Source organism: Brachybacterium sp. HMSC06H03 (assembly GCF_001807385.1).
Classification (GTDB): Bacteria; Actinomycetota; Actinomycetes; order Actinomycetales; family Dermabacteraceae; genus Brachybacterium; species Brachybacterium conglomeratum.
In genome coordinates, this window is sequence record NZ_KV788678.1 from 1 (window position 1) to 13,414 (window position 13,414).

9 protein-coding genes are annotated in these 13,414 nt (G+C 70.4%); 6 read left to right on the forward strand and 3 right to left on the reverse strand.

What is annotated here, in order from left to right; translation table 11 throughout:
• The first annotated feature begins 27 nt into the window (after positions 1-27).
• Positions 28-1,218, forward strand: a complete 1,191-nt coding sequence (locus tag HMPREF3159_RS02680; RefSeq protein ID WP_070499554.1) for an acyl-CoA dehydrogenase family protein — start codon at positions 28-30, stop codon at positions 1,216-1,218.
• Between the two features lie 90 nt (positions 1,219-1,308).
• Here HMPREF3159_RS02680 and HMPREF3159_RS02685 read toward each other — a convergent pair whose 3' ends face one another.
• Both HMPREF3159_RS02685 and HMPREF3159_RS02690 read right to left on the reverse strand, forming a co-directional pair.
• Entirely contained in the window at positions 1,309-2,337 is a 1,029-nt protein-coding gene (locus HMPREF3159_RS02685; RefSeq protein WP_070499555.1) for an ATP-dependent 6-phosphofructokinase, read from the reverse strand.
• A 218-nt stretch (positions 2,338-2,555) separates the two neighbouring features.
• Complete coding sequence (locus tag HMPREF3159_RS02690; protein WP_070499556.1) at positions 2,556-4,112, reverse strand: flotillin family protein; 1,557 nt, start codon at positions 4,110-4,112, stop codon at positions 2,556-2,558.
• 189 nt (positions 4,113-4,301) lie between these two features.
• On the opposite strand from HMPREF3159_RS02690, the gene HMPREF3159_RS02695 reads away from it, so the two are divergent.
• Positions 4,302-5,705: an MFS transporter gene (locus tag HMPREF3159_RS02695; RefSeq protein WP_070499557.1), complete on the forward strand. Its 1,404-nt coding sequence runs from the start codon at positions 4,302-4,304 to the stop codon at positions 5,703-5,705.
• A gap of 223 nt (positions 5,706-5,928) precedes the next feature.
• On the opposite strand, the gene pgi is transcribed toward HMPREF3159_RS02695, so the two are convergent.
• The gene (gene pgi, locus HMPREF3159_RS02700) at positions 5,929-7,623 is read right to left on the reverse strand and encodes a glucose-6-phosphate isomerase (protein WP_070499558.1); all 1,695 of its coding nucleotides are present in this window, start codon (positions 7,621-7,623) and stop codon (positions 5,929-5,931) included.
• Positions 7,624-7,833: 210 nt separating this feature from the next.
• Between pgi and HMPREF3159_RS02705 the strand changes: the two genes are divergently transcribed.
• The 4 genes from HMPREF3159_RS02705 to HMPREF3159_RS02720 all read left to right on the forward strand — a co-directional run bounded on the left by HMPREF3159_RS02705 (position 7,834) and on the right by HMPREF3159_RS02720 (position 13,379).
• Positions 7,834-9,489 carry a peptide ABC transporter substrate-binding protein gene (locus HMPREF3159_RS02705; RefSeq protein WP_083305756.1) on the forward strand — a complete coding sequence of 552 codons (1,656 nt, stop codon included), beginning with the start codon at positions 7,834-7,836 and terminating at the stop codon, positions 9,487-9,489.
• Positions 9,490-9,611: 122 nt separating this feature from the next.
• Positions 9,612-10,541 carry an ABC transporter permease gene (locus tag HMPREF3159_RS02710; RefSeq protein ID WP_070499559.1) on the forward strand — a complete coding sequence of 310 codons (930 nt, stop codon included), beginning with the start codon at positions 9,612-9,614 and terminating at the stop codon, positions 10,539-10,541.
• Positions 10,531-11,487, forward strand: a complete 957-nt coding sequence (locus HMPREF3159_RS02715) for an ABC transporter permease (RefSeq protein WP_070499560.1) — start codon at positions 10,531-10,533, stop codon at positions 11,485-11,487. The genes HMPREF3159_RS02710 and HMPREF3159_RS02715 overlap by 11 nt, the downstream gene beginning before the upstream one ends.
• Positions 11,484-13,379, forward strand: coding sequence for a dipeptide ABC transporter ATP-binding protein (locus HMPREF3159_RS02720; protein ID WP_070499561.1), 1,896 nt, complete (start codon positions 11,484-11,486; stop codon positions 13,377-13,379). The genes HMPREF3159_RS02715 and HMPREF3159_RS02720 overlap by 4 nt, the downstream gene beginning before the upstream one ends.
• Positions 13,380-13,414: the final 35 nt, after the last annotated feature.

Sequence of the window (13,414 nt, forward strand, 5' to 3'; positions counted from 1 at the left end):
GCACGCCGCTTGACATAGGAGATACCCATGAGCGTCATCGCCGAGGAGCTGCTGCCCGACTCCCTGCTGGAGACCTTCCGCGAGCGCGCGGTGGTCCACGACCGGGAGAACACCTTCCCCGACCAGGACCTCGCCGACCTGCGCGAGCGCGGATACCTGCGCCTGCTGGTCCCCCGCGAGCTCGGCGGACTCGGCGGGAGCCTGCTGGAGGCCGCGCGCGTCCAGCGCCGCCTGGCCGGCGCCGCCCCCGCCACGGCGCTGTCGATGAACATGCACCTCGTCGTCACCGGCGCCGCGCTGCACGCCCACCGCCTCGGCGCGGAGCCCGTGCGCAGCATCCTCGAGGACGCCGCCGCGGAGAAGCTGTTCGCCTTCGGGATCTCCGAAGCGGGCAACGACGCGATGCTCTTCGACTCCGCCACCCGCGCCGTCCCCGACGGCGACGGCTTCCGCCTCACCGGCACCAAGATCTTCACCTCCCTCGCCCCCGTCTGGGACCGCCTGGTCGTGCACGGCCGGGTCGCCGTCGCGCGGGAGGACGACCCCCGGCTCGTGTTCGGGGTGATCGAGCGCGACGAGCACGTCGAGACCCTCGACGACTGGGACACCCACGGCATGCGCCCCTCCCAGTCCCGCACGACGCGTCTGGACGGCGCGGCCGTCACGGAGGAGCGGGTGCTGACCACCACCCCCGTCGGCCCGAACACCGACCCCTTCGTGATGGGGATCTTCGGCGCCTTCGAGCTGCTGATCGCCTCGGTGTACACCGGGGTCGCGCAGCGCGCCGTGGAGGTGGGCAGCTCGATCGCGACCACCCGCCGCAACGCCACCAAGGGCATCGTCCACGCCGACGACCCCGACATCCGCTGGCGCCTCGCCGACGCCGCGATCCGCCTCGACGGCGCGGTGCTGCAGGCCGAGAAGGTCCTCGCCGACCTCGACGCGCTCGGGACCGGGGAGAGCGGCCCGGGCACGAGCGACCACGGGCCGCGCTGGTTCCTGCACTTCTCCGGGGTGAAATCCCGCGCCACCGAGGCCGCGATCGCCGCGGTCGACCAGGTGCTGCGCGCCAGCGGCGGCGCCCAGTACTTCCGCCGCAGCGAGCTCGAGCGCCTCTCCCGCGACGTGCGCGCCGGGCTCTACCATCCCTCCGACGAGGAATCCGTCCATGCCGCCTACGCCAAGGCGCTGCTGGGGGAGATCGGCTCCCCGCGCTGACTGTCAAGGTCCGCTGGAACGGCGACTCGAGGACGGTGCCGACCGCGATTGCCTCTGACCCGCGCCCGACCGTCCGTGACAGGCGGCGGCTCAGCCGAAGAGCACCTCGGCCTCGTGCCAGCGCGACTCCGGCACCGTCTTCAGGCTGTCGATCGCCTCGGTCAGCGGCACGTCCACGATGTCGGTGCCGCGCAGCGCGACCATCCGTCCGAAGCCGCCGCCGTGCACCAGGTCGACCGCCGCGGTGCCCAGACGGGTAGCGAGTACCCGGTCGTAGCCGGTCGGCTCGCCGCCGCGCTGGATGTGCCCCAGCACCGTCGCGCGCGACTCGATGCCCAGCCGCTCCTCGATCAGCGGCGCGAGCGCCGCGGCGACCCCGCCGAAGCGCGGCCGTCCGAACTCGTCGAGGTCGTAGTCCATGAAGCCCTCGGGCGCGTCGGAGGGCACGAACCCCTCGGCGACCACCACCAGCGGGGCGCGACCGCGATCGTGGGCCGCCTTCACGTAGCCGCAGATCTCCTCGATGCTCAGCGGGAACTCGGGCAGGCAGATCACGTGCGCGCCGGCGGCCATGCCCGAGTGCAGCGCGATCCACCCCACCGAGCGGCCCATCACCTCCGCCACCATGCAGCGGTGGTGGGAGTCGCCCGTCATCCGCAGCCGGTCGAGCGACTCGGTCGCGATCTCGACCGCCGTGTGGAAGCCGAAGGTGTAGTCGGTCGCGTCGAGGTCGTTGTCGACCGTCTTGGGCACGCCGACCACCGGGACCCCCGCCTCGGACAAACGGTTAGCGGTGAACAGCGTGCCGTCGCCGCCGATCGCGATGATCGCGTCGACCTCCTGCTCGTCCATGTGGCGCCGGACGATCTCGGCGCCGTCGGCCCCGTCGTGGAAGGGGTTCGCGCGGGAGGTGCCCAGGATCGTGCCGCCGATCCGGCCGATGCCGCGCACGCGACGGCGGGGGAGGGTCATCCAGTCCCCCTCGATCACGCCGCGCCAGCCGTCCCGGTAGCCGATGAACTCGTCCTCGAAGAGGCGATCGCCCTTGATCACCGCTCCGCGGATCACGGCGTTCAGGCCGGGGCAGTCGCCGCCGGAGGTCAGGATTCCGATCTTCATGACGGGCTGGCTCTCTTCTCTCGGGCGTCGGGGCGGAGCCGCTCCTCGGCGTGCTCCGCCTCCACCCTAGGCGGGCCGGGAAGCTTCTGCGCGGGTCCTCGGTCCCCGGATCGTCGCAGCTGGACGACGGATGAACGGTGTCCTGACGGGGGATGACGCAGCGGCGCCCCGCCTCCTCCGCAGAGGGGACGGGGCGCCGCAGAGGCGGGGGAGAGGCCTCAGGCCTCGCCCTCTGCCTCGTCGGCGGTGGGGTCCGCGGCGGGGGAGAGGCCCTCGCCACGGGTCTGCTCGGACTGCTCGCGCACCGCGCGACCGCCCTCGGCGGCCCGCTGGAGCGTGTCCTGGAAGTCCACGCCGGTGGTGGACTTGACCATGTCGAGCACCTGGGCGAGGCCCACGGAGATGTTCTGCCCGATCTTCGCCTCGCCGTCGGTGGAGAACACCGAGAGGTTGGAGATGTTCGAGTACGGGGAGGCGAGCTCGCCGGCGACCTCCGGCAGCACCTCGAGCACCTGGGCCAGGACCGCGGCGTCGTTGAACTGCTTGTACGCCTCGGCGCGGGCACGGGTGGTCTCCGCCTCGGCGTCGCCCTTGGCACGGATCGCCGCCGCCTCGGCCTCGCCCTTGGCGCGCAGCGAGTCGGCCTCGGCCTGGCCCTCGAGCCGGACCGCCTCGGCGTCCTTCGAGCGGCGCTGAAGCTCGACCTCGGCCTCGGCCCGACCGCGGGCCTCGATCGCGTGCGCCTCGGCGTCCGCGGTGACCTTGCGGGACTCGGCGCGGTTGCGCTCGTCGGTCAGCTGCGCCTCGGAGTCCGCGACACGGGCGTACTTCTTGGAGTCCGCGTCCTGCTGCTCGGCGTAGCGCTTGGCCTCGGCCGGCTTGTGGACCTCGGCGATGAGCTGCTTCTCGCGCAGGTCGTTGTTGCGGACCGCGATGAGCTCCTCCTGCTCGATGATCTTCTGCTGCTGCGCGGCGCGGGCGAGGGGACCGGCGGCGTCGGCGACGGCCTGACGCGCATCGGTCTCCTCCTTGATCTCCGCGTTGCGGATGTCGAAGGCCTGCTTCGACTCCGCCTCCTGCTGGAGGTTGAGATTCTTCGCCTGGGTCGACTCGCGGTTCGCGTCCGACTCGGCGATCGCGGCGCGCTTGGCGACCAGCGCCGCCTCGGGACGGCCCCAGTCGCGCAGGTAGGAGCCGTCGTCCTCGATGGCCGAGATCTGGAAGGTGTCGATCACCAGGCCCTGGTTGTTCATCGAGTGCTCGGCCTCGGCCTGCACCTGCGAGGCGAAGGAGGCGCGGTCGCGGATGATCTGCTCCACCGTCAGCGTGCCGACGACGGCGCGCAGGGTGCCCGAGAGGATCTCCTGGGTGTAGTGGTCGATCTGCTGCTGCTGATCGAGGAAGCGCTGCGAGGCCTTGCGGACGTCCTCGACGTTGCCGCCCACCTTCACCTGCGCCACCCCGCGCAGACGGAGGAAGATGCCGTTCATCGAGTAGCCCTCGACCTCGACCGGGATCTGGCGCGAGGACAGGCTGAGCACGAAGGCGCGGTCCACGATCGGACGCACGATCGCGCGCCCGCCGATCACGACCCGGGCGCTGCCCGACTCCAGGTCGATGTCCCCGGTGGGGCTCGCCTTCGCGTTGCGGCCCGTGATGATCAGGGCCTCGTTCGGTGCGGCGATGCGGTAGCTGCGCAGCAGCACCAGCAGCAGGATGAGCAGGACGACCACCACGACGACGCCGCCGCCGATGATCGGTGTCAAGGCTTCCATGGGTTCCCCTCGGTCAGTTCAGGCATGCCGTCGATGATTCTTCCATCGACGGCCGTCGCAAGGGAGGCCGATCTGCCACCGGAGACCCGCTCGTGACCGGCGGCGAGCGGCACCCGCCAGCGCAAGCGTGATCTCAGGATCCGGCCTGAGGGTCCGCATGGTGGACCTCCGGGTCTAGGGTCGCCCGTCGTGAACACCGTCCCCGCCCCGACCTCCTCCACCGCCCCGCCGCCGGCCGCACCGGCCAACACCCGCGGCCGGGTCATCACGGCCTCGATGGTGGGCACCACCATCGAGTTCTTCGACTTCTACGCCTACGCGACCGCCGCCTCGCTCGTGTTCCCGGCGCTGTTCTTCCCCACGCAGACCCCGGCGAACCAGCTGCTGAGCTCCTTTGCGGTGTTCGGTGTCGCCTTCGTCGCGAGGCCGCTGGGCTCGCTGATCTTCGGCCACTACGGCGACCGCGTGGGCCGCAAGGCCACGCTCGTGGCGAGCCTGCTGGTGATGGGCATCGCCACCTTCCTCATCGGCGTGCTGCCCACCGCCTCGACCCCGGGCTTCTCGTTCATCGCCCCCGCGATCCTGGTGCTGCTGCGCTTCTGCCAGGGCATCGGACTGGGCGGCGAATGGTCCGGCGCCGCGCTGCTGGCGACCGAGAACGCCCCGCCCGGCAAGCGCGCCCTGTACGGCACCTTCCCGCAGCTCGGCGCGCCCGTCGGCTTCATCCTCTCGAACCTGCTGTTCGTGCTGCTGAGCGTGCAGCTCACACCGGAGCAGTTCATGGCCTGGGGCTGGCGCGTGCCCTTCCTGCTGTCCTCGGTCCTGGTGGTCGTGGGGCTGTGGGTGCGGCTGAAGCTCATGGAGTCCCCGGCCTTCCAGAAGGTGCTGGACGAGCAGCGGGTCGCCTCCGTGCCGATCGCGCGCGTGTTCCGCACTGCGTGGAAGCCGCTGGTCCTCGCGACCGTCGCGATGGTCGCCACCTACGTCCTCTTCTACCTCATGACCGCCTTCCTCATGGTGGTGGGCACCACCGCGGCCGACGAGGCCTCCGCCCGCGCCGCCGCCGAGGCGGCCGGCAAGGCGTTCGATCCGGCGACCTTCGCCCCGGGCCTCGGGTACGAGCGCACCGACTTCCTCACGATGCTGATCATCGGCGTGGTCTTCTTCGGGATCTTCACCGTGGTCTCCGGTCCGCTCGCCGACCGGCTGGGCCGCAGGCGCCTGCTGCTCGGCGTGACCGCGGGGATCGGCGTGTTCGGGCTGGTGCTCGATGTGCTGATGCATGCCGGGACGGTCGGGGTGATGGCCGCGCTGATCCTCGGCTTCACCCTGATGGGCATGACGTTCGGGCCGATGGCCGCGTTCCTGCCGGAGATGTTCACGGCCGACGTGCGCTACACCGGCAGCGCCGTCAGCTACAACATGGCCTCGGTGATCGGCGCGGCCCCGGCCCCCTACGCGATGATCGCGCTGTGGCAGGCGCAGGGCGGCTCGCTGCTGCTGGTGGGCGGCTATCTCGCCGTCGCCGCGGTCGTCACGATCCTCGCCCTCGTCCTCGGCGGCGAGACCAAGGACGTGGACTACCTGGCCTGATCGACGTGCTGCGAGGGACGAGCGGCAGGAGATCGGGCGGTGGAGTGCTGCCTGATCGACGTGCTGCGAGGGACGAGCGGCAGGAGATCGGGCGGGAGGGTGCTGTCCTGATCAGGCGGAGGGCACCCGCAGAAAGGGGACGTGAGCGGCACGGCGGAGCGCTGAGCTCCGCGGCGTGCCGCTCACGTCCCCTTCCTGCAGGCGCATGAGCGGAGGGCGCTGATCAGCCCTCGCGGTGCTCGCGGTAGTAGCGGATCAGGCCCTCGGTCGAGGCGTCCTCCGCGGAGATCTTCTCCTCGTCGCCCGCGACGGCGCCGGCGAGGTCCTTCGCCAGCTGCTTGCCGAGCTCCACGCCCCACTGGTCGAAGGAGTTGATGCCCCACACGACGCCCTGCACGAAGGTGATGTGCTCGTACAGCGCGATCAGCTGGCCCAGCACCGACGGGGTCAGCTTCGGGGCCATGATCGAGGTGGTGGGCCGGTCCCCGGAGAACTCGCGGGCGGCGACGAGCGCGCCCTCGGTCCCCTCGGCGCGGACCTCCTCGGCGGTCTTGCCGAAGGCGAGCGCCTTGGTCTGGGCGAAGAAGTTCGCCAGGAACAGCTCGTGCACGTCCTGCTCCCCGTCGACCAGCGCGTGGTCCGGGGTGGCGAAGGCGATGAAGTCCGCCGGGATCACGCGGGTGCCCTGGTGGATCAGCTGGTAGAAGGCGTGCTGGCCGTTGGTGCCGGGCTCGCCCCAGAACACCTCGCCGGTCTCGGTGGTCGCGAGCGAGCCGTCCCAGCGCACGCCCTTGCCGTTGGACTCCATGGTGAGCTGCTGGAGGTAGGCGGGGAAGCGGTGGAGGTACTGGGAGTAGGGGAGGACCGCATGGGTCTCCGCCTCCAGGAAGTTCACGTTCCAGATGTTCAGCAGCCCCATCAGCAGCGGCACGTTCTGCTCCGCGGGCGCGGTGGCGAAGTGCTCGTCCATCGCGCGGAAGCCGGCCAGGAACTCCTCGAACACGTCCGGGCCCAGCACGGTGGCGAGCACGGTGCCGATCGCGGAGTCGACGCTGTAGCGGCCGCCCACCCAGTTCCAGAAGCCGAAGGCGTTCCGGGGATCGATCCCGAACTCCTCGACCTTGTCCAGCGCGGTGGAGACGGCCACGAAGTGCTTCGCGACGGCCTCCTTCTCCTGCTCGGCGGTCAGGCCCGCGCTCTCGCGCAGCCCCTCCAGCAGCCAGCTGCGCACCAGGCGCGCGTTGGTGAGGGTCTCCAGGGTGGTGAAGGTCTTCGAGGCGACGATGACGAGCGTCGTCTCGGGGTCGAGACCGCGCGTGGTCTCGTACGCGTCGGTGGGATCGATGTTGGACAGGAAGCGGGCCTCGAGGCCGTCCTGGGCGAGGGGCTTCAGCGCCTCGTACACCATGACGGGGCCGAGGTCGCTGCCGCCGATGCCGATGTTCACGACGGTCTCGATGCGCTTGCCGGTCACGCCGGTCCACTCGCCGGAGCGGACCTTCTCGGCGAACTCGTAGACGCGGTGGAGCGTGCCGCGCACGTCCTCGTCGATGTTCTGCCCGTCCACGGCCAGGGCGGGGGAGGAGCCGGCGGGGCGGCGCAGCGCGGTGTGCAGCACGGCGCGGTCCTCGGTGGTGTTGATGTGGGCGCCGGCGTACATCGCGTCGCGGCGCTCCTCGACCCCGACCTCGCGGGCCAGCTTCAGCAGCAGGCGCATGGTCTCGGGGGTCAGGAGGTTCTTCGAGAGGTCGACGTGGAGGTCGGCGGCGTCGTGCGTGAAGCGGGCGGCGCGCTCGGGATCCGCGGCGAACCATTCGCGCAGGGAGCCCTCGAGCGCGAGGTCGTGCGCCTCGAGCTCGGCCCAGGCCGCGGTCGTGGTGGGGTCGACAGGAGCAGTGGTGGGATCGAGAGAAGTCATATGGCCATTCAACACCCAGGCACGCTGGGAGGGGACTTCCTGCCACGGGTTCCGCCCCTGGTCCGTCCCGGGTTCGCTCATGGTTGAAAAATCGTCGAGACCGAAGCGTTACCGACAGATGGAATGCAGTTGACATCGGAGGGTGCACACTAGGTGCGGTACCGCACAACGATGGTGCGGTGCACGACCACGAGCCATCCAGGAGAACCCATGGCCATCTCGCGCCGATCCATGATGCTGGGCACCGCCGCCGGAGGCGCGGCCGCCCTCACCCTCGCCGCCTGCGGCGGAGACGAAGGCGGCGCCGGAGCCGGCGGCAGCGATGCCGGCGGCGGCACCGGAGAGCCGATCTACGCGAACACCACCGAGCCCGAGAACCCCCTGCTGCCCGCCAACACCGGCGAGGTCGGCGGCGGCCGCATCATCACGATGATCTTCGCGGGCCTGGTCTACTACAAGGCCGACGGCAGCATCGAGAACGACATCGCCGAGTCGATCGAGTCCGAGGACAACCAGAACTGGACCATCAAGATCCGTTCGGGCCTCACCTACTCCGACGGCTCCACCCCGATCACCGCGCAGGACTTCGTCGACTCCTGGAACTACGGCGCGAACGCCGCCAACGCTCAGATCGGCCAGTACTTCTTCGAGCCCTTCGAGGGCTACGAGGAGCTCTCGGCCGAGGACGTCGCCCCCGACGCGACCCTCTCCGGCCTCGAGGTCGTCGACGAGACCACCTTCACCGCGCGCCTGGTCACCCCTCAGTCGGACTTCCCGACCCGCCTGGGCTACTCGGCCTACATGCCGATGCCGCCCTCGGCCTTCGACGACATGGAGGCCTACGGCGAGGCGCCGCTGGCGAACGGCCCGTACAAGCTCGAGACCTGGACCCACGACCAGGAACTGGTGCTGGTCCCCAATGAGTCCTACGACGGTCCCCGCACCCCGAAGAACTCCGGCATCACCTTCACGGTCTACCAGGACCCGGAGACGATGTACCTCGACCTGCAGTCGGACAACGTCGACGTCGTCGACCAGCTGCCCGGCTCGGCGCTGGCGACCTTCGAGGACGACCTCGGCGAGCGGGCCGTCAACGCCCCCGGCGCCGTGTTCCAGTCGATCACCCTGCCCGGCTACGACCCGAACTTCGAGGGCGAGGCCGGAGCGATCCGTCGCAGGGCGCTCTCGCGCGCGATCGACCGCCAGTCGATCTGCGACAACCTCTTCTTCGGCACCCGCACCCCGGCCACGGACTTCGTCTCCCCGGTGATCCCCGGCGGCGGCGCGACCGACATCCCCGGCGCCGAGGTGCTCGAGTTCGACGAGGCCGAGGCGAAGAAGCTGTGGGAGGAGGCCGAGGCGATCACCCCGTTCAAGGGCCCGCTCACCCTCGCCTACAACGCCGACGGTCCGCACGCGGACTGGGTCGAGGCGGTCTGCAACTCGCTCGCGAACGTGCTCGGCATCGAGGCGAAGCCCACGCCGTTCCCGGCCTTCGGCGAGATGCGCGAGCAGATCCGCGCCCGTGACCTCATGGGCACCTGGCGCTCCGGCTGGCAGGCGGACTACCCGTCGGCCTACAACTTCCTCGGCCCGCTCTACGGCTCCTCCGCGGCCGACGGCAACGGCTCCAACGACGGCGACTACAAGAACCCCGAGTTCGACCAGCTCCTGGCCGACGGCCTCGCCGCCGAGACCGAGGAGGACGCCATCAAGATCTGGAAGGAGGCGGAGGCCCTGCTCATGCGCGACCTCCCCGTCCTCCCGCTCTGGTACCAGAACACCATCGGCGGCTACTCGACGCTCGTCTCCGACGTGGAGTACGGCTGGGACACCGTGCCGCTGTACCACAACATCACCAAGTGATCTGCTGATCTCCCCGTGACAGCGGGAACCGGCTGCGTCCGGTTCCCGCTGTTCCACGCCCGGCCCCCGGCCGGGCCGTTCCACCGGGCCGCAAGGCCCCTCCTCCATCGAAAGGGAACGACGTGCTCTGGTACATCGGGCGGCGACTGCTGCAGATGGTCCCCGTCTTCCTCGGCGCCACCCTGATCGTCTACCTGCTGGCGTTCTACACCTCCGGCGACCCGATCCTCACCCTGGCCGGTGACAAGCCGATCTCCCCGGCGGTCGAGCAGCGGCTGCGCGAGCAGTACAACCTCGACCAGCCCGTGCTCGTCCAGTGGCTGCTCTACCTCAAGAGCGTGCTGACCTTCGACCTGGGCGTCGGCTTCAACGGCCGCCCCCTGTGGGACCAGATCGCCGCGGCCTTCCCGACCACGTTCCGCCTCGCGATCATCGCCGTGGTCGTCGAGACGGTCTTCGGCGTCGCCGCCGGCGTGATCTCGGGCCTGCGCAAGGGCAAGCTGATCGACACCACGCTGCTGATGCTCTCGCTGCTGCTGATCGCCACGCCCACCTTCGTGCTGGGCTTCCTCGCGCAGTTCGTCTTCGGCCTGCAGCTGGGGATCGCGCCGATCAACGTGGGCCGCGACCCCTCCTGGCAGAACCTGATGCTGCCCGGCTTCGTGCTCGGCGGCGTCTCCTTCGCCTATGTGCTGCGCCTTACCCGCACCTCGATCGCGGAGACGGCGGGCGCCGACCACGTGCGCACCGCGACCGCGAAGGGCCTCTCCCGCGGCGGCGTGGTCTCCAAGCACGTCCTGCGCAACTCCCTGATCCCCGTGGTCACCTTCATCGGCGCGGACCTGGGCGCCCTGATGGGCGGCGCGATCGTCACCGAGCGCGTCTTCAACGTCCCGGGCATCGGCACGCTGCTGTTCAACTCGATCAATGCCGGCGAGGCCCCGATGATCGTGTCGCTGGTGACGCTGCTGGTGATCATCTTCCTGCTCTCCAACCTCGTCGTGGACCTGCTCTACGGCGTGCTCGACCCGAGGATCCGCTATGCGAAGTGATGCTCAGAACTCCCGCCGGCCCCGTACGGAGCACTGGGTCGCGCCGCTCGCGGAGACCCCGCTGCAGGAGGTCGACGCGGTCGACACCTCCGGCACCCCGCGCTCGCTGTGGGCCGAGGCCGGGCGCAGCCTGGTCCGCAACCCCGTGTTCGTGATCTCCGCGCTGCTGATCCTGTTCGTGCTCTTCGTCGCCGCCTTCCCGCAGGTGTTCACCTCGCAGGACCCGGGCTTCGGCGACCTCGGCCGCGCCAACCAGCCGCCCGGTCCCGAGCACCCCTTCGGCACCTCCCGCCAGGGCTACGACATCATGGCCCGGACCTTCTGGGGCGCCCGCACCTCGGTGATCATCGGCTTCTTCGCCATGATCGGCTCGACGCTCATCGGCGGAACGATCGGCGCCCTCGCGGGCTACATCGGCGGCTGGTTCGACGAGGTCATCTCCCGCGTCACCGACATCTTCTTCGCGGTGCCGATGATCCTCGGCGCGATCGTGGTCGCGACCCGCGTGGGCGAGATGAGCATGTGGACCGTGATCGCGGTGCTGAGCATCTTCGGCTGGACCAACGTGGCCCGCATCATGCGCGGTGCCGTGATCTCCACGAAGAGCCAGGACTACGTCACCTCCTCGGTCGCGCTCGGTGCCGGGAGCGGGACGGTGCTGCTGAAGCACGTGCTCCCCAACGCGATCGCCCCGGTGATCGTCACCGCAACCGTCAACCTCGGCGTGTTCATCGTCGCCGAAGCGACGCTGTCCTTCCTCGGCGTGGGACTGCCCACCTCCGCCGTCTCCTGGGGCGGGGACATCTCCGACGCCCGTGACGCGCTGCGCACGCAGCCGTCCATGCTGTTCTACCCGTCCCTGGCGCTGGCCATCACCGTGCTGAGCTTCATCATGCTCGGCGACGCGGTGCGCGACGCGCTGGACCCGAAGGCGAGGAAGCGATGACCACGACCTCCGTGAACCCCACCCCGGCCGCCTCCCCGGCCGGCTCCGCGCAGCCGCTGCTGGAGATCAAGGACCTCGAGATCACGTTCACCACCTCGAGCGGACCGGTCAAGGGCGTGCGCAATGCGAACCTCGAGGTGTACCCCGGGGAGACCGTCGCGATCGTGGGCGAGTCCGGCTCGGGCAAGTCCACGACCGCCATGGCGATCGCGCACCTGCTGGCCAAGAACGGCTCGATCACCGGCGGGCAGATCCTCTTCGAGGGCCGCGACATCACCCACGTCTCCGAGAAGGAGATCCGGGTGCTGCGCGGCGACCAGGTGGGACTGGTCCCGCAGGACCCGATGAGCAACCTCAACCCCATGTGGAAGGTCGGCGCCCAGATCCGCGAGACCCTCGCCGCCAACGGCGTCGCCAAGGGCGCCGAGGCGAGGAAGCGCACCGTCCAGCTGCTCGAGGAGGCGGGGCTCTCCGACGCGGAGCGCCGCGCCGAGCAGTTCCCGCACGAGTTCTCCGGCGGCATGAAGCAGCGCGCCCTGATCGCGATGGGCCTGGCCGCCCGGCCGAAGCTGCTGGTCGCGGACGAGCCGACCAGCGCCCTGGACGTCACCGTCCAGCAGCAGATCCTCGACCACCTCGACCACCTCACCGGTGAGCTCGGCGTGGCGGTGCTGCTGATCACCCACGACCTGGGCCTGGCCGCCGAGCGCGCCCAGCACCTGGTGGTGATGTACAAGGGTCAGGTCGTCGAGTCCGGTCCTGCGCTGCAGCTGCTGCAGGACCCGCAGCACCCGTACACCAAGCGGCTCATCAGCGCCGCGCCGTCGCTCGCCTCGCGGCGCCTGGTCTCCTCCTCCCAGCGGGCGGAGATCCGGGAGCAGGCGCAGGAGAACGCGCCGGTGCACGCCGAGGACCGCCTCACCTCCCCGGCGCCGGTGCCCGACACGATGGCGCCCGAGTTCGGCTACGCCGAGCCGGACGCCGACGCGGTGATCGAGGTGCAGAGCCTGACGAAGTCCTTCCCGATCCGCGGGAAGGTGCCGTGGAGGTCGACCCCGTTCCTCGCGGTCGACGAGGTCTCCTTCGCGCTGCGCCGCGGCACCACCACGGCGATCGTGGGGGAGTCCGGCTCGGGCAAGTCCACCGTCGCCCAGATGGTGCTGAAGCTGCTCGAGCCCACCTCGGGCCGGGTGCTCTTCGAGGGGGAGGACGTGGCGGACCTGCGGGGCGGCCGGCTGAAGGCGCTGCGCCGTCGCGTGCAGCCGATCTTCCAGAACCCCTACGGCACCCTCGACCCGATGTACTCGATCTTCCGCACGATCGAGGAGCCGATGCGCCTGCACGGCATCGGGGATCCGAAGAGCCGCGAGGCGAAGGTCCGCGACCTGCTGGACAAGGTCGCGCTGCCCGCGGCGATGATGCGTCGCTACCCCAACGAGCTCTCGGGCGGCCAGCGCCAGCGCGTCGCGATCGCCCGCGCGCTCGCGCTGGACCCCGAGGTCGTGATCTGCGACGAGGCCGTCTCGGCGCTGGACGTGCTGGTCCAGGCCCAGGTGCTCGAGCTGCTCAACGACCTGCAGGCCGAGCTGGGGCTGAGCTACCTGTTCATCACCCACGACCTCGCCGTGGTGCGGCAGATCGCGGACCACACCCTCGTGATGGAGAAGGGGAAGGTCGTCGAGCAGGGCACCACCGACGACGTCTTCCACGCCCCGCAGCAGGACTACACCAAGCGCCTGCTCGCCGCGATCCCCGGCGGCTCCATCCCACTGGCGGGCTCGGAGACGATCGACGTCGAGGCCCCGGAGGGTTCGGCCGACGAGACCGGCGGCGAGGGCGACGGCGGGCCGGACGACATCATCGATCCCTTCGCCCAGGCCGGGCACGTCTGAGCCGGTGGCCGGGGGCCGATGACGTCGGACCGATG

Bases quoted from the DNA above. Each gene is read 5' to 3' on its own strand.
- pgi (WP_070499558.1), bottom strand. From the start codon at position 7,623: ATGACTTCTCTCGATCCCACCACTGCTCCTGTCGACCCCACCACGACC.
- HMPREF3159_RS02680 (WP_070499554.1), top strand. From the start codon at position 28: ATGAGCGTCATCGCCGAGGAGCTGCTGCCCGACTCCCTGCTGGAGACC.
- HMPREF3159_RS02705 (WP_083305756.1), top strand. From the start codon at position 7,834: ATGGCCATCTCGCGCCGATCCATGATGCTGGGCACCGCCGCCGGAGGC.
- HMPREF3159_RS02685 (WP_070499555.1), bottom strand. From the start codon at position 2,337: ATGAAGATCGGAATCCTGACCTCCGGCGGCGACTGCCCCGGCCTGAAC.
- HMPREF3159_RS02715 (WP_070499560.1), top strand. From the start codon at position 10,531: ATGCGAAGTGATGCTCAGAACTCCCGCCGGCCCCGTACGGAGCACTGG.
- HMPREF3159_RS02720 (WP_070499561.1), top strand. From the start codon at position 11,484: ATGACCACGACCTCCGTGAACCCCACCCCGGCCGCCTCCCCGGCCGGC.
- HMPREF3159_RS02690 (WP_070499556.1), bottom strand. From the start codon at position 4,112: ATGGAAGCCTTGACACCGATCATCGGCGGCGGCGTCGTCGTGGTGGTC.